Raw genomic sequence first — 14,020 nt, 5'->3', positions numbered from 1 at the left:
GAACGGATATGCAAGACTGAGCCGGAAAGAGCGCCTCTGCGCCTTCCGGCTCTTTTTTTTGCCTATGGACAGGTGCGCCGCTTGCTGAGCAATAGCATTCCTTGCCGCCCCTGCCCCGGTCCTGCCATGCCAACCATATCCTGGCCGCACATCCTTCCGGTCATCCTGCCGACCAGGTTTGCCTTGATTGCGGCGGGCGCAGCGGTGATCTTCTTCAAACGATGAGCCAGATAAAGCGATCCCTGTCCCTTGCCGGACACCGCACCAGCCTGGCGCTGGAGGCGGAATTCTGGGCGGTGCTGGACGCCGCCTGCGAGGAGCAGGCGCGTTCGCTGGCAAGCCTGATCGCACAGATCGATGAGGCGCGCGTCACGTCCGGTGATGAAGGCGGGCTGGCCAGTGCCTGCCGGGTCTGGGTCTTGCGTCACGTCCAGTCACGCGCTTGAGTAGCATCTGGGTCGGGGCTTTTGAGGGGGAACGACATGAAACACCCTAGCAATGAAGGCATGCTGACATGAGAGGGCCGGGCGGAGCGCTGGCCGCGTTCGTGATCGCGCCCGCCTTCGCGGCCGCTCTGGCCGTGCTGGGTCTGATCGCGCATCTCTACATCACCGACCCGGCGGCGGCTGACGTGCCGTTGGCCGACTATGCCTCCATGGCGGTCAGCGTGTGGATCTCAGCCCTGATGTTTGCCTACCCGGTGGCCTTTGCGCTGTTCGGGCCTCTATGGCTGATCCTGAGAAGTTTGCGTCTCTGGGGTGGTTTTACCGCCCTTCTGACGGGCGCAGCTGCAGGGCTGGCGGCCATGCTGACCTATCTCTATCGCGTTCACGGAGCGGATCTGGAACTTGGGCTGACGGGCGGCGTACCGCTCGGCGAACTCCCGCTGGCAGACAGCCTGTTCAGCCTCACCCTGCCGCTGATCGGTGCCGCGGCCGGTGCGATAGGCGGGCTGGTCTTCACCAGCCTGGAACGTGCCGGACGCTAGCATGCGCAAGGCTCGCACGACCCCTCTCGTTTTTGCTCTCCTGCTGGCGCCCGCAATCGCTGGCACCGTAGGTGGCGCGCTGGTCTGGCTGGCCCTGTCACTACAGCTATTGCCTGACAATCCGGCCCAGGACGTTGCGACCGTCATTATTGTGGGCGGCATTGCGGCCGTATTCGTGGGCGTGATCGTCACCTATGCGCTCGGCGCGCCGGTGATACTGGCCGGCTGGCTCATCGCGCACTTCATGAAATGGCGATCACCTGCGCAGATGGGCGTGGCTATCGGCGTCGCGGGGGTGGTTTTTGCCTTTCTGTTCTTCCTCTCAGGCCGTCTGGGCGGTGAGCAATATATCGATGAAGGCGCGCTGATCGTGCTCGCCACCCTGCCCTGTGGTTTCGCAGCAGGCTTTCTCGCTGGCTGGGCAATCGGAAACCTGGGGTATGAAATGGCTCCGGATGAAACCGTTTCCGCCGCACAGACGTAAATTCTGCTAGGGTGGCTGTTCTGCCATCTGAGTTGCCCGGAGTCGTGCCATGAACGCTCGTCTTGCCATTCTCGCTGCCTTGTCCGGTGCGGCGCTCGCCGCCTGCGCCCCCACCCAGACCACCTATGGACCTGCTACCGGGTCAGCAGGACAGGCAATTGGCTTTGACTCGCTCAGGATCACCGATAATCGCTGGCGCGTGACCTTTACCGCCGGCCCGGACGCGACAGCGGCCTACGCCGAACGCCTGGCCTTGCGCCGCGCCGCCGAGCTGACCCTCGAAAACGGCTATGACTGGTTCCAGCTGGTTGACCGCCATGTGGAAACGCGCGGCAGCGGCTCCAGTCCTGTCCGCGTCGGCGGATCAGCGGGCACGACGATCGGATCAGGCGGCTATCGCGCCTCTGGCGTGGGCCTTGGCGTCAGCCTCAGCCCCGGTCAGGAGCGGCGCACCATTGTCAGCATCGAGATCATTGCCCGCTCCGGCCCGGCAGACGAATACGCCAACACCTATGACGCCCGCTCGCTGATCGCGGCCGTGGGGTAGCCCTGACCGGTTTCCCTTGGAGCTACGCACAGACCATGACACTGTGATCGCGCGCGATCCGTGACGGACCGGCGAACGGAAGGGCGGGCACGTGGCAGAGTTGATCACCCAGTCTGTGTTCTACGAGATTGCGCTGTTGCTGGTAATCGCGGCGGCGCTTGGCCTTCTCGGCCATGTGCTGCGCCAGCCCCTGATCGTCAGCTTCATCATCGTGGGCATCGCGGTAGGCCCGGCCGGGCTCGATATCGTCCACTCCAGCGAGCATATCGACCTGCTCTCCCAGCTCGGCATCGCGCTCCTGCTCTTCCTTGTGGGCATCAAGCTGGATGTGAAGCTGATCCGGTCTCTGGGCCTGGTATCGCTCGCGACCGGTCTCGGTCAGGTCGCCTTCACCTCGATCATCGGCTTTTTCATCGCGCTGGCGCTGGGTTTTGACCCTATCACCAGCATCTATATCGCGGTCGCGCTGACCTTCTCCTCCACGATCATCATCGTGAAGCTGCTCTCCGACAAGCGCGAGATCAACTCCTTGCATGGCCGCATCGCGCTGGGCTTCCTGATCGTGCAGGACCTCGTGGTGGTGCTGGCGATGATCGTGCTCTCCGCCATCGGCATTGGCGGAGCCGAAGATAGCGGCGTCAGCGACCTTCTGATGGTGCTGGTCGCGGGGATCGCCATGGTGGCTGCCGTTATTCTCTTCATCCGCTATATCGCCAACCCGCTGACCACCATTCTGGCGCGCTCGCCGGAATTGCTGATTTCCTTCGGCATTGCGCTCGCAGCGATGTTTGCCGCGCTGGGTGACATATTCGGCCTCGGCAAGGAGCTGGGCGGGCTATTGGCGGGCGTCGCGCTCGCGTCAACGCCCTACCGGGAGGCTATTTCGGCGCGCCTCGCCCCTTTGCGGGACTTCCTGCTGCTCTTCTTCTTCATCGGGCTCGGATCGCGGCTCGATCTGTCGCTGCTGGGCGAGAACATCCCGGCGGCGGCCGTGTTCTCGCTCTTCGTGCTGATCGGCAATCCGCTGATTGTGGTGATCATCATGGGGGTGATGGGCTATCGCAGGCGCACCGGCTTCCTGGCCGGCCTCACCGTGGCACAGATCAGCGAGTTCTCGCTCATCTTCATGGCGATGGGCCTCGCCATCGGCCATGTCAGCAACGAGGCGCTGGGACTGGTCACGCTGGTCGGGCTGATCACGATTGCCGCCTCCACCTATATGATCACCTATTCCCACCGGCTCTATCCACTGGTCGAGCCCCTGCTCTCCCCGTTCGAGCGGCGCAATATCAACCACGCCGAGACGGAAAATGGCGGGGAGGATGCCAGCAAGCATCACGACGTCATCCTGTTCGGGCTGGGCCGCTATGGCGGAGCCATCGCGCAGCGGCTTCTAAACCGGGGCGTGTCGACGCTGGGCGTGGACTTCAACCCCTCTGCAGTGCGGCTGTGGCGCGAGCGCGGGCTGGACGCCATCTACGGCGATCTGACCGATCAGGAGTTTCTCACCCACCTGCCGCTCAACCGCGTGCGCTGGATCATCTCCACGACGTCCGACCATGAAACGGGCGTCACCCATGAGGATACCCGCATCCCGATGATCTCAACCCTGCGCAAGCATGGATATGAAGGCAAAATCGCCGTGACCAGCCAGCGCGGCGCGGCGCTGGAGCGGCTGAAAGAGGCGGGTGCAGATCTCATCCTCTTCCCCTTCCAGGACGCCGCCGATCAGGCGGTGGAGCTGCTCACCGGCGATGCGCCTGAGCCGCAACGCATCGAAACGCCCGAAGACAGCGACGATCAGAAGTTGATCGAGGAAACGAAGGGGATCTAGGGGCGCGGCGCTTACAGCGCCGCGTCCTTGCCCAGCACATCGGCCTGAGCCTCCAGCCTTTCCAGCAGGCGCGATAGCTGGTCGGCCTCTTCAGGGCTGAAACCGGCCAGCAGGGAGCGTTCCCATTCCAGCGCCAGCGGGGCGATCTCTTCATAGATCGACCGGCCATCGCCGGTGAGTGACACCAGGGATGCACGCTTGTCGGTCGGACTGGTGCGCCGGTCCACAAGGGAGCGCTCGGCCAGCGCGCGCAAGGCCCGGCTGACCGTTACCTTGTCCATGGCGGTCGCTTCACAGATGGCCTGCGCGGTGATGGCCTCGCCAGAACCCAGCACCGCGATGACGCGCCATTCCCAGATCGTGAGGCCGAAGCGGGCCTGATAGGCGCGCGCGATGAGCCCGGACGCCTTGTTGGAGACGACCGAGAGCCGGTAGGGCAGATAGTCTGAAAGAATGAGGGCGGGCGGCAGGTCCGCCCGGTTCGCCCGCCCCGTCATGTTCTCTTACTCGGCAGCGTCGGGCTTGAGCACGCCGCGGCGGATCTGATCGAGTTCGATCAATTCAAACAGCGCCTTGAAATTACCTTCACCAAAGCCCTCATTGCCCTTGCGCTGGATGATCTCGAAGAAGATCGGTCCGATATTGGTCGTGGTGAAGATCTGCAGAAGCAGGCCCTGCCCGCTCTCCGGGTCACCATCGACCAGTATGGAGTTCTTTTTCAGACGCTCAAGGTCTTCCCCGTGGCCCGGCACGCGCTCATCAACGAGCTCGTAATAGGTCGGCGGGGTGGACTGGAACTCCACGCCGGCGGCGCGCAGCTTCTCGATCGTGGTGTAGATATCGCTGGTGGTCAGGGCGATGTGCTGGATGCCCTCGCCATTATACTCGCGCAGATATTCGGCAATCTGGGACTTGTCGTCCGAGCTTTCATTCAGGGGGATGCGCAGCTTGCCGCACGGGCCGGTCATGGCACGCGAGAGCAGGCCCGTATGGGCGCCCTTGATGTCGAAATAGCGGATTTCGCGGAAGTTGAAGACGCGCTCATAGAAACCCGCCCAGTGATTCATCCGGCCCATGAACACGTTGTGGGTCAGATGGTCGAGCGTTTCCAGCCCCGCCCCGCCCTTGTCCTCGGCGCCGGGGATCGGCTCGAATGTCTCGTCGTAGATGGTGTTCTCGCCATACTGGTCGACCAGATAGAGCACCGAACCGCCAATGCCCTTGATGGCCGGCAGGTTCTGGTCATCGCCCCAGAGCGGCGTGCCATAGGCTTCCGCCCCGCGCGCTAGCGCGTCCTTATAGGCTTTCTTCGCATCACGCACCCGGAACGCCATGGCGTTGGCAGACGGGCCGTGCTCGGCGCGGAAATCAGCCGCCTGGCCGGTCTTTTCGCGGTTTACCAGGAAGGTGATATCGCCCTGCTTGTAGCGGACAATGTCGCGCGTCTTGTGTTTGGCGACGGCGGTGAAGCCGAGCAGGGTGAATAGCTGGTCGAGCTTTTCCGGCTCCGGGCTGGTGTACTCGACAAACTCGAAACCATCAGTACCCAGCGGGTTCTCGAACAGATCAGCCATGGCGAAGGCTCCTTCACAGCAAAAGGGGGTGGGCCGGAACCGGGGCAGAGCACTCAGCCGCTCCGCCCGTCCGGCGAACTCCCAGCCTTTCTGCCGGAAAATAGTATCATTTGCAACTAATTTGGTGTGCGCTGGAGGGGACATGTAATGTTATCACATGTTTGACAGCCATGCCCCGGCCCGCCGAAATAGCGCGCAACAATGAGACCATACGGGGAGGCTGACATGACACGCATATTTACGGCCCTGCTGGCCGGCATCGCGCTGGCCGGAACGGCGCTGGCGCAAGACAGAGCCGACAGTGAGACAAGCGTCACCATCATCCATGCCGGCCACCTCATCGCCGTTCCCGGCGAGCGGATGCGCAATGGCACCTCCATCATCGTGCGCGACGGACGCATTGATTCCATCGAGGACGGATATGTCACCCGCGACGGCGCAGAGATCGTTGATCTCTCTTCGCACTGGGTTCTGCCCGGCCTGATCGATGCACACGTCCACCTGCTCAGCGAGCGCGGACCGGACAGCCGTATTCAGCCCTTCACCCTGTCCAGTGCCGACCGCGCCTTTATCGGCGTACGCCACGCGCGGCGCACGCTGGAGGCAGGCTTTACAACCGTGCAGGATGTCGGCGGCGATCTTGAAGCGATCCTGGCCCTGCGCAATGCCATCCGGAATGGCGATGCGGTGGGTCCGCGCATGCGTGTGGCTGGTCCCTCCATCACGCCCACTGGCGGGCATGGCGATATCAACGGCTTCAACCAGCGCGTAATCGAGAACTTCTCCAGCCCCGGCGCGTGCAATGGCCCCTCCGACTGCGCCCGCGCCGTGCGCTCGCTCATCCAGGCAGGCGTGGACACGATCAAGATCACGGCCACCGGCGGGGTACTGTCAAACACGGCAGCGGGCCTTGAAGTCCAGTTCATGGATGATGAGCTGCGCGCCATCGTTCAGGCCGCAGAGATGATGGGGCGGCGCGTTACCGCCCACGCCCACGGCGTCACCGGCGTCAACGCCTTCCTGGCTGCGGGCGGCCACTCCATCGAGCACGGCACGTTTCTGGACAATGAGTCGATCCGGCTTTTCCGCAGCTCTGGCGCCTTCCTGGTGCCGACCGTCATGGCCGGTGAATTCGTCACGCTGGAAGCCGAAGCCAATGCGGCGTGGATGACGCCCTTCCAGCGCGCCAAGGCGCTGCAGGTCGGCCCGCAAATGGTGGACATGCTGCGCCGCGCCCACCGGGGCGGGGTCCAGATCGCCTTCGGTACGGATTCAGGCGTCAGCCGTCATGGCGACAATGCGCGCGAGTTCGAGCTGATGGTGGAAGCCGGGATGACGCCTGAGCAGGCCATCATCGCCGCTACCATCAATGGTGCACGCCATCTGCAGATGGAAAGCGAGATCGGCCGCATCGCACCGGGCTTCCACGCCGACATCATCGCGGTGGACGGCAATCCACTGGAAAATATCTCTCAATTGCGCGATGTGGACTTTGTCATGGGCGCCGGCGTGATACACAAGGCTCCATGAGCGATACACAATCCGAACTCGACGCCCAGTTTTCCGGCACCAAATCCGTCGCGGACGCGCTGCGCTTTGACGAAGGCGCGCTGGAAAAATGGATGAAAGCCCAGGTGGACGGGTATGCCGGTCCGCTGGAGGTGAGCCAGTTCCGGGGCGGCCAGTCCAACCCGACCTACAAGCTGGTGACGCCAGGGCGCCAATACGTGCTGCGGCGCAAGCCTCCGGGCGTGCTTCTGCCGTCTGCCCACGCCGTGGAGCGTGAGTACACGGTGATGAAGGCGCTGGGCGAACAGGGCTTCCCTGCGCCGCACATGTTTGGCCTGTGCGAAGACCCGGAAGTTATTGGCACGGCCTTCTACGTGATGGAATTCGTCGAGGGACGCATCTTCTGGGATGCCTATCTGCCCGGCATGGAACCATCAGAGCGCCGCGCGCTCTATAACGCGTCCAACGCCGCACTGGCCCAGCTGCACGCGATTGATGTGGAGAAGGCGGGCCTGGCTGACTATGGCAAGCCCGGCAATTATTTCGAGCGTCAGATCGGCCGCTGGACCAAGCAGTACAAGGCCGCTGAAACCCGCGCCATTCCGGCGATGGACCGGCTGATCGAGTGGCTGCCAGCCAATGCGCCTGCACAGGAGCGCACCAGCGTCGTCCACGGCGATTATCGCCTCGACAACATGATCTTCCACCCCACCGAGCCCCGCGTTATCGCGGTGCTGGACTGGGAGCTCTCAACGCTCGGCGATCCGCTGGCCGACTTCACCTACCAGCTCATGCAATGGCGAACGCCCAAGGAAATACGCTCCGGCTTTCTGGGTGTGGACCTGAAATCGCTCGGCATCCCCACGGAAGAAGAATATGTCGCGGCCTATTGCGAACGCACCGGGCGCAGCGGCATCCCGAAGCTCGATTTCTATATTGCCTACAACATCTTCCGCCTGGCCGGCATCGCGCAGGGCGTCTATGCGCGCGCGCTGCAGGGCAATGCCTCCAACGAGCGCGCGAAGGAACTTGGCGCCCTTGTCGAGCCGATGGCCGAATACGCCTGGACGATAGCGGAGAAGGCTTGAAACCCCGGAAGCGCAAAGCGCTATCCGGGGCCTTGTTCCGCTAGTCCTGCACCAGATCCCGGCTCTGCGCTACGCTTGGCCGGGATTTCAAGGTGGGGGAGACTTGAGAACTCTCGCCCTCGTCCTTCGAGCGCCACTGCGTCCGAAAGGATGAGGGCGTAACGTTTGATCCCTCATCCTGAGGAGGCCGAAGGCCGTCTCGAAGGACGAGGGATCAAATCTCCTACCCCAAGGTCGCCCGCAGCATCCAGGCCATCTTCTCATGCGCCGTCACGCGCGGTGCGACAATGTCCGCCGTTGCCTCGTCGCCATGGGTATTGGCCAGTTCCAGCGCAGCGCGCGCGGTGCGTACCACCGTCTCGTGACCGGCGAGCAGGTTGGCGACCATCTCGTCGGCCTTGGGCGTCTTGCTGTCGGGCCGGATCGAGGCGGAATTGGCAATCTCGTCATAGGAGATCGGGGCCATCACGCCCAGCGCACGGATACGCTCGGCAATGTCATCGGTCGCCGTCCACATCTCGGTGTATTGCGTCTCGAACATGGCGTGGAGGTCGTGAAAGCGCGGCCCCGTCACGTTCCAGTGATAGGCATGTGTCTTGAAATATAGCGCATAGGTGTCGGCCAGCAGCCGCGTCACGGCCTCGGCCATTTCCTCGCGCTGCGCCTGGCTCAGTCCCATATTGATCTGCATGACATACTCCTGTCTGCGAAATGGCGGCGGGGGGGCCGCCCGGTAAGGTCTCATTGCCTTACGTATATGGGAGCTGCGCGTTCCAATCCAACTGGAACGCCGACTGCAATCTATAGAGATCCTCTATACTAGCGCGCCGACGAGCAGAACTCCGCTATGCGTGTGCCAGCCTTTTCCAGCGCCTCATCGGACGTTGCATAGGAGATGCGGAAAGCCGGGCCGGAGCCAAAGGCAGTGCCTGGAACGACGGCGACATGTGCCTCTTCCAGCAGCGCGTCACACACATCGCCATCCGTTTTCAGCGCCTTGCCCTTGCCAGAGGTTTTTCCGATGAGTCCGGCGCAGCTGGCGAAGACATAGAACGCCCCTTCCGGCGTCGGCGCGTCCAGCCCGTCACTGGCCGCAATGTGACGCAGGACCAGATCGCGGCGGCGCATGAACGCCTCGTTGCGCGGTTTCAGGAAATCATGCTGGCCATTCAGCCCCGCCACGGACGCCCACTGGCTGATCGAGCACGGGTTGGATGTCGTCTGCGTCATCACCTTGGCCATCGCCTTGATGAGCGGTTCCGGTCCGGCTGCATAGCCGATGCGCCAGCCCGTCATGGCGTAGGATTTGGACATGCCATTCATGGTCAGCGTGCGGTCGTATAGCGACGGCGCGACCTCGGCGATGGTGGCGAACTTGAACCCGTCATAGACGAGGTGCTCATACATGTCGTCGGTGAGGATCCAGACATGCGGGTGACGCTCCAGAACCTCTGCCAGCGCTTTGAGATCATCGGCCGAATAGGCAGCGCCCGTGGGGTTTGACGGCGAGTTGAGCACCAGCCATTTCGTGCGCGGCGTGATGGCCACTTCCAGTGCTTCGGGGCGCAGCTTGTAGCCGTCCTTCGCGGTGGCCTCAGCAAACACGGGCGTGCCGCCGCACAGCAAGGCCATGTCGGGATAGCTGACCCAGTAAGGCGCAGGCACGATCACCTCGTCTCCGGGGTTCAGCGTGGCGGCAAAGGCGTTGTAGATCACCGGCTTGCCGCCCGGCGACACATTCACCTGCGAGGGCTTGTATTCAAGCTGGTTATCGCGTTTGAACTTTGCGCAGATCGCCTCTTTCAGCTCCGGAATACCGTCTACGGCAGTGTATTTGGTTTCGCCGCGCCGGATCGCCTCAATGGCCGCTTCCTTGATGTGGTCAGGCGTGTCGAAGTCCGGTTCGCCCGCACCCAGCGAGATCACATCAATGCCCTTGGCCTTGAGCTCACGCGCCTTCTGGGTCGCTGCGATGGTGGCAGAGGGCTGGACGCGGGACAGGGCTCTGGAAACCTCGAACGGGGCGGACATGGACACTCCTGATGCGGGTGATGGAAGGCGGAGGGAAACTACCGTCCGTTTACCGTAAACCGCAATACGTGTTGCGCTGCGGCACTGAGATAGGGCCTTCTTTGTGCCGTAATTGATCTTGAGTTCGCCCGATTTTGAACCTTTCCGGGCCGCGAAGCGCAGGAAATCTGTTCATCAGGCATTCATCGGATCAGCGCAGAGCGTGGGCTCTGAGAAAGAGGGAGGGGATCATGGCTGACTTTTCTGCTGGCAATGGCCGTCCGGGCCGGGAGATCAACCTGGGCGCCCTTCTCATCGCGATTGCCATGTTTGGTACCTGCCTGGTTCTGGCTCATGCGTCTGGCGTGCTGGGAGATACGTCTTCAAGCCTGTTCATCGCTCAAGGCAGCGAAGGCTAGCGCGCAGACGCCACTGACATTGCTGCCGATTTAATTTGAACCGGCCGCCACCAGCGGCCATCTCTCATAATCGTGAGCGTTCGTGGACCGGCCCTTTCCCGTGCATCGGCACCCGCGTTCAGCCGCTTGCGGCTGGGCGCCTATATCTGCGCGGGCCTTCTCCATGCAGGGGCTATCGGCGCGATTGCCGCGCTGCCACCGGAAGCTCTTGAGCGTTTCGTCAGCACCGGCACCAGCGTAGAGGTGCGCTTCTTCACCATCAGCGCCAGCGATGCCGAGAGCGATCTGCCGCTCAACGCCCCCTTGCTGGCCGACAGGGGACAAGCGGGCGCTGACAGCGGCGCCGATACCGGCAACGCAAACTCAAGCCAGTCCGACGCGGCCAGTGACACCGAAGGCGAAGAGCTGACACCCGAAGAACCGGAAACGCCGCCCGATACGGCCGTGGAAGCGGAGCCTGACAACACACCGCCCGCGCCAGTATCTGAAACCGGCACCCGGCCTGCGGACCCGGACGCGCCCGAAACACCCCGGCGCCCTGCCCAGCCCCGGACCGATACCGCCGGGCGCGCATTCTCCGTCACACCGCCCGATACGCCGGTAGACACCATCCTGCCTGAAGAAGAAGACGCCGCCATCGTCGAGCGGCGCATACCGACCTTTGCTTCAATCGCCGCGCGCGCCGAAACCGGGCTGCGCGTGGAAGATTTTCAGGTCAGCCCTATCGAGGGCGGTGTAAGCGCGGTCATAGCCGAGGTGTTCTGCCTGTCATCGGGTGATGCCAACCGGGAAATCGGCGATTGCGGCGATGGCCCCAATGCCGCCCAGGCTGAACTGGCGGTCTATCACCTCCGGGCTATAAGCCGGGGACCGCTAGAGTTCGCCGAGAACATGTCGCGGCTGGAGTTCGAACTGGCTCAGCTGGGGGTGAGCCCGTCCACACTTCAGATGCTGCGCGTGCATATGGCCAGTGAGCACCGCGAACAGACACGCCGTTCGCCGCTGCTGAACGCGATGGAACGTGACCGGTCTACCCGCACTGATCATCTGGGTATCGGCCCGTCCATTACCCCGCAGCGCGCACGCGATCCGTCAGGGGAGCGGTGAGAGCCGGTTTACATGGCCCATCTTGCGGCCCGTCCGTGCCTCGCCCTTGCCATAGAGGTGCAGGCACACCCCCGGCTCTGCCGACAATACCTGCCAGTGCTCTGCATCTTCGCCGATCAGATTGTCCATGCGCGCGGCGGTATGGGGGGCCGGATCACCCAGCGTCCAGCCCGCCACGGCGCGGACATGCTGCTGAAACTGGCTGACCGCGCAGGCATCCATCGTCCAGTGGCCGGTATTGTGGACGCGCGGGGCAATCTCGTTCACCCACAGCCGTCCGTCTTCCAGCACGAACAGCTCCACCGCCAGTACACCCACATAGTCCAGCCCTTCAAGGACAGCAGAGGCAATACGAAGGGCCTGCCCGGCCAGCGCGCCGGCGCCGGGTGCGGGCGCTATGGAGGTGCGCAGAATTCCGCCCTCATGGTGGTTTTCGGCCAGCGGGTAGGCCGCGATCTGCCCCTCAACGCTGCGCGCAGCGACAACCGACACTTCCCGCGTGAACGGTGCAAAGGCTTCCAGAATGCAGGCCACGCCGCCCAGTGCCTCGAAGGCAGCAGCAGCGTCTTCGGCCTTGCGGATGACCTGCTGGCCCTTGCCATCATAGCCCATGCGCCGCGTTTTCAGGATGGCAGGCGTGCCAAGCGCGTCTATCGCCTCTACGGCGTCCGCAGCGCTGGAAACCGCCCGCCAGGGTGTCGTCTCGATACCGGCATCGTTGACGAAGCGCTTTTCCGTCACGCGGTCCTGACAGACCTCCAGCGCCTTTACGCCGGGGCGCAGGGGTGCATGTTCACCCGCCTTGCGCGCGGTTTCCACGGGTACATTTTCAAACTCGTAGGTGACAATATCGACATCGGCCGCAAAGCGCGCCACCGCATCCAGATCCTCATAGGGCGCAACCGTGCAGGCCGCCGCCACGCGCGCGGCAGGACTGTTGTCTTCGGGCGTGAAGATGTGCACGTCAAAGCCCAGACGCGCCGCGTCCATCGCCAGCATGCGCCCCAGCTGGCCGCCGCCGAGAATACCGATACGCGCGCCGGGCTTCAGCATGATGGCGGGCCTAGTCCTCTACACTGTCGGGAACGCTATCGCTCTGGCCGGCCCGCCAGGCGGTCAACCGGTCTGCAAGGCCAGTGTCGGACAGCGCGAGGATGGAGGCGGCCAGAAGGCCCGCATTCCGCGCGCCGGCCTCCCCCACAGCCAGCGTGCCGACCGGCACACCGCCCGGCATCTGGACTATGGACAAAAGACTGTCGAGACCTTTGAGCGCTTTCGATTTCACCGGCACGCCCAGCACCGGCAATTCGGTCAGCGAGGCGACCATGCCCGGCAGATGGGCTGCGCCCCCTGCCCCGGCGATGATGACTTTCACGCCGCGCGCCTTTGCCGACCTGGCGAAATCCACCATCCGGTCCGGCGTGCGGTGAGCGGAGATCACGCGCGTATCATGCGCCACGCCCAGAGCATCCAGCGCTTCGGTCGCGTGCTGCATGGTCGGCCAGTCCGAGCGCGAGCCCATAATGACCGCGACGGGCGGTGAGGGATCAGGAAAACGGGTCGCCATACGCAGCCTCCGGGCAGCGGAAAGCGCGCGAGCCTAGCCATAAGCGTTTGCGCGTCAAGCGGCAGGTGAACCACCCTGGCAAACCCGCTTGAGCCTTTATTAACCACGATCACCAAGACTGCGCCTCTGAGTCGATTGGGAAGGATCGGGGATATGCGGGTACGATCCAGTGGAGCAGCGGGCGGTCTGGCGTCTACCGGGCCGGTTGGCGGCACTGTGCGCAGCGAGGCCGCAAGCGCGGCATCTGCCCCCTCTCCGGTGCGGCGCGCCAGCGACACAGCCTCCATCATGGGCGTGCCGGAAGCGGAACTGACCCCGAACGTCCAGCGCGCGCTCCTCACCCTGATGGGAGAGGTTGACCAGCTTCGCAAGGAAACCGATGCGCTGCGCGCCAAGGTACGCGATCTGGAAAGCCTCGCTGACCGTGACGTGCTGCTGCCCGTTCTCAACCGGCGTGCCTTCCTGCGTGAGGTGTCGAAAGCCCTGTCCCTCGCCGAGCGCCATGATGCCCCTTCAGCGCTGGTCTATTTCGATCTTAACGGCTTCAAGGCGATCAACGATACGCACGGCCACGCCGCCGGGGACGAGGCCCTGAAAGTCGTTGCCGATACGCTTGCCTCCCGGTTGCGCGACACCGATGCAGTGGGCCGTCTCGGCGGCGACGAGTTTGGCGTGGTTCTGGTGCTGACCGCTGTCGAAGCCGCAGAACGCAAGGCCGAGGAACTGGCCGAGGCTATCGCAGCAGCGCCAATCCATTTTGAAGGGCACACCCTCAACCTGAGGGCCGCCTGGGGCGTGCAGGCGCTGGAACGCGGCATTACGCCGGAAACCGCCATGGCCGAAGCCGATGCCGCCATGTATGCGCGCAAGCAGGCCGTTGCCTGACACCGCTT

Annotated in this window: 16 protein-coding genes; 10 read left to right on the top strand and 6 right to left on the bottom strand. The window is 63.6% G+C overall.

All coding sequences use genetic code 11. The features are described 5' to 3' along the window. Positions 1-221: 221 nt before the first annotated feature. The 5 genes from AB6B38_RS02245 (at position 222) to AB6B38_RS02225 (ending at position 3,853) form a co-directional block, all read left to right on the top strand. The gene (locus AB6B38_RS02245; RefSeq protein ID WP_371394064.1) at positions 222-446 is read left to right on the top strand and encodes a ribbon-helix-helix domain-containing protein; all 225 of its coding nucleotides are present in this window, start codon (positions 222-224) and stop codon (positions 444-446) included. A 68-nt stretch (positions 447-514) separates the two neighbouring features. Further along, complete coding sequence (locus AB6B38_RS02240) at positions 515-988, top strand: hypothetical protein (protein WP_371395115.1); 474 nt, start codon at positions 515-517, stop codon at positions 986-988. Between the two features lies 1 nt (position 989). Beyond that, complete coding sequence (locus AB6B38_RS02235) at positions 990-1,472, top strand: hypothetical protein (RefSeq protein ID WP_371394063.1); 483 nt, start codon at positions 990-992, stop codon at positions 1,470-1,472. 49 nt (positions 1,473-1,521) lie between these two features. Beyond that, the gene (locus tag AB6B38_RS02230; protein WP_371394061.1) at positions 1,522-2,019 is read left to right on the top strand and encodes a hypothetical protein; all 498 of its coding nucleotides are present in this window, start codon (positions 1,522-1,524) and stop codon (positions 2,017-2,019) included. A 91-nt stretch (positions 2,020-2,110) separates the two neighbouring features. Beyond that, entirely contained in the window at positions 2,111-3,853 is a 1,743-nt protein-coding gene (locus AB6B38_RS02225) for a cation:proton antiporter (RefSeq protein ID WP_371394059.1), read from the top strand. An 11-nt stretch (positions 3,854-3,864) separates the two neighbouring features. On the opposite strand, the gene AB6B38_RS02220 is transcribed toward AB6B38_RS02225, so the two are convergent. After that, entirely contained in the window at positions 3,865-4,350 is a 486-nt protein-coding gene (locus AB6B38_RS02220) for a MarR family winged helix-turn-helix transcriptional regulator (protein WP_371394058.1), read from the bottom strand. A gap of 6 nt (positions 4,351-4,356) precedes the next feature. Continuing rightward, complete coding sequence (gene hppD / locus AB6B38_RS02215; protein ID WP_371394057.1) at positions 4,357-5,427, bottom strand: 4-hydroxyphenylpyruvate dioxygenase; 1,071 nt, start codon at positions 5,425-5,427, stop codon at positions 4,357-4,359. A 225-nt stretch (positions 5,428-5,652) separates the two neighbouring features. Here hppD and AB6B38_RS02210 point away from each other — a divergent pair, with 225 nt between their 5' ends. Together AB6B38_RS02210 and AB6B38_RS02205 are read left to right on the top strand one after the other, a co-directional pair. Further along, the gene (locus tag AB6B38_RS02210; RefSeq protein ID WP_371394056.1) at positions 5,653-6,957 is read left to right on the top strand and encodes an amidohydrolase family protein; all 1,305 of its coding nucleotides are present in this window, start codon (positions 5,653-5,655) and stop codon (positions 6,955-6,957) included. Beyond that, the gene (locus tag AB6B38_RS02205) at positions 6,954-8,024 is read left to right on the top strand and encodes a phosphotransferase (RefSeq protein WP_371394055.1); all 1,071 of its coding nucleotides are present in this window, start codon (positions 6,954-6,956) and stop codon (positions 8,022-8,024) included. The genes AB6B38_RS02210 and AB6B38_RS02205 overlap by 4 nt, the downstream gene beginning before the upstream one ends. A 223-nt stretch (positions 8,025-8,247) precedes the next feature. On the opposite strand, the gene AB6B38_RS02200 is transcribed toward AB6B38_RS02205, so the two are convergent. After that, positions 8,248-8,715, bottom strand: coding sequence for a Dps family protein (locus AB6B38_RS02200; protein ID WP_371394053.1), 468 nt, complete (start codon positions 8,713-8,715; stop codon positions 8,248-8,250). 128 nt (positions 8,716-8,843) lie between these two features. Beyond that, positions 8,844-10,055, bottom strand: a complete 1,212-nt coding sequence (locus AB6B38_RS02195) for a pyridoxal phosphate-dependent aminotransferase (RefSeq protein ID WP_371394052.1) — start codon at positions 10,053-10,055, stop codon at positions 8,844-8,846. 230 nt (positions 10,056-10,285) lie between these two features. Between AB6B38_RS02195 and AB6B38_RS02190 the strand changes: the two genes are divergently transcribed. Both AB6B38_RS02190 and AB6B38_RS02185 read left to right on the top strand, forming a co-directional pair. Then, complete coding sequence (locus tag AB6B38_RS02190) at positions 10,286-10,453, top strand: hypothetical protein (protein ID WP_371394050.1); 168 nt, start codon at positions 10,286-10,288, stop codon at positions 10,451-10,453. 72 nt (positions 10,454-10,525) lie between these two features. Continuing rightward, the gene (locus AB6B38_RS02185; protein ID WP_371394048.1) at positions 10,526-11,560 is read left to right on the top strand and encodes a hypothetical protein; all 1,035 of its coding nucleotides are present in this window, start codon (positions 10,526-10,528) and stop codon (positions 11,558-11,560) included. Here AB6B38_RS02185 and AB6B38_RS02180 read toward each other — a convergent pair. Both AB6B38_RS02180 and purE read right to left on the bottom strand, forming a co-directional pair. Next, complete coding sequence (locus AB6B38_RS02180) at positions 11,546-12,613, bottom strand: 5-(carboxyamino)imidazole ribonucleotide synthase (protein WP_371394047.1); 1,068 nt, start codon at positions 12,611-12,613, stop codon at positions 11,546-11,548. The genes AB6B38_RS02185 and AB6B38_RS02180 overlap by 15 nt on opposite strands. A gap of 10 nt (positions 12,614-12,623) precedes the next feature. Further along, complete coding sequence (gene purE, locus AB6B38_RS02175; RefSeq protein WP_371394046.1) at positions 12,624-13,127, bottom strand: 5-(carboxyamino)imidazole ribonucleotide mutase; 504 nt, start codon at positions 13,125-13,127, stop codon at positions 12,624-12,626. Positions 13,128-13,280: 153 nt separating this feature from the next. Here purE and AB6B38_RS02170 point away from each other — a divergent pair, with 153 nt between their 5' ends. Beyond that, positions 13,281-14,012 carry a GGDEF domain-containing protein gene (locus AB6B38_RS02170; RefSeq protein ID WP_371394044.1) on the top strand — a complete coding sequence of 244 codons (732 nt, stop codon included), beginning with the start codon at positions 13,281-13,283 and terminating at the stop codon, positions 14,010-14,012. Positions 14,013-14,020: the final 8 nt, after the last annotated feature.

It is taken from the genome of Glycocaulis abyssi (genome assembly GCF_041429775.1).
Classification (GTDB): Bacteria; Pseudomonadota; Alphaproteobacteria; order Caulobacterales; family Maricaulaceae; genus Glycocaulis; species Glycocaulis abyssi.
The sequence above is the reverse complement of the archived record's forward strand: the minus strand, read 5'-3'. Positions and strand labels throughout refer to the sequence as shown.

What these genes read in the sequence shown, in the direction of transcription:
- AB6B38_RS02240 (WP_371395115.1), top strand. Translation starts at nt 515, where the DNA reads ATGAGAGGGCCGGGCGGAGCGCTGGCCGCGTTCGTGATCGCGCCCGCC.
- hppD (WP_371394057.1), bottom strand. Translation starts at nt 5,427, where the DNA reads ATGGCTGATCTGTTCGAGAACCCGCTGGGTACTGATGGTTTCGAGTTT.
- AB6B38_RS02195 (WP_371394052.1), bottom strand. Translation starts at nt 10,055, where the DNA reads ATGTCCGCCCCGTTCGAGGTTTCCAGAGCCCTGTCCCGCGTCCAGCCC.
- AB6B38_RS02235 (WP_371394063.1), top strand. Translation starts at nt 990, where the DNA reads ATGCGCAAGGCTCGCACGACCCCTCTCGTTTTTGCTCTCCTGCTGGCG.
- purE (WP_371394046.1), bottom strand. Translation starts at nt 13,127, where the DNA reads ATGGCGACCCGTTTTCCTGATCCCTCACCGCCCGTCGCGGTCATTATG.
- AB6B38_RS02230 (WP_371394061.1), top strand. Translation starts at nt 1,522, where the DNA reads ATGAACGCTCGTCTTGCCATTCTCGCTGCCTTGTCCGGTGCGGCGCTC.
- AB6B38_RS02200 (WP_371394053.1), bottom strand. Translation starts at nt 8,715, where the DNA reads ATGCAGATCAATATGGGACTGAGCCAGGCGCAGCGCGAGGAAATGGCC.
- AB6B38_RS02245 (WP_371394064.1), top strand. Translation starts at nt 222, where the DNA reads ATGAGCCAGATAAAGCGATCCCTGTCCCTTGCCGGACACCGCACCAGC.
- AB6B38_RS02190 (WP_371394050.1), top strand. Translation starts at nt 10,286, where the DNA reads ATGGCTGACTTTTCTGCTGGCAATGGCCGTCCGGGCCGGGAGATCAAC.
- AB6B38_RS02205 (WP_371394055.1), top strand. Translation starts at nt 6,954, where the DNA reads ATGAGCGATACACAATCCGAACTCGACGCCCAGTTTTCCGGCACCAAA.
- AB6B38_RS02180 (WP_371394047.1), bottom strand. Translation starts at nt 12,613, where the DNA reads ATGCTGAAGCCCGGCGCGCGTATCGGTATTCTCGGCGGCGGCCAGCTG.
- AB6B38_RS02210 (WP_371394056.1), top strand. Translation starts at nt 5,653, where the DNA reads ATGACACGCATATTTACGGCCCTGCTGGCCGGCATCGCGCTGGCCGGA.
- AB6B38_RS02220 (WP_371394058.1), bottom strand. Translation starts at nt 4,350, where the DNA reads ATGACGGGGCGGGCGAACCGGGCGGACCTGCCGCCCGCCCTCATTCTT.
- AB6B38_RS02170 (WP_371394044.1), top strand. Translation starts at nt 13,281, where the DNA reads ATGCGGGTACGATCCAGTGGAGCAGCGGGCGGTCTGGCGTCTACCGGG.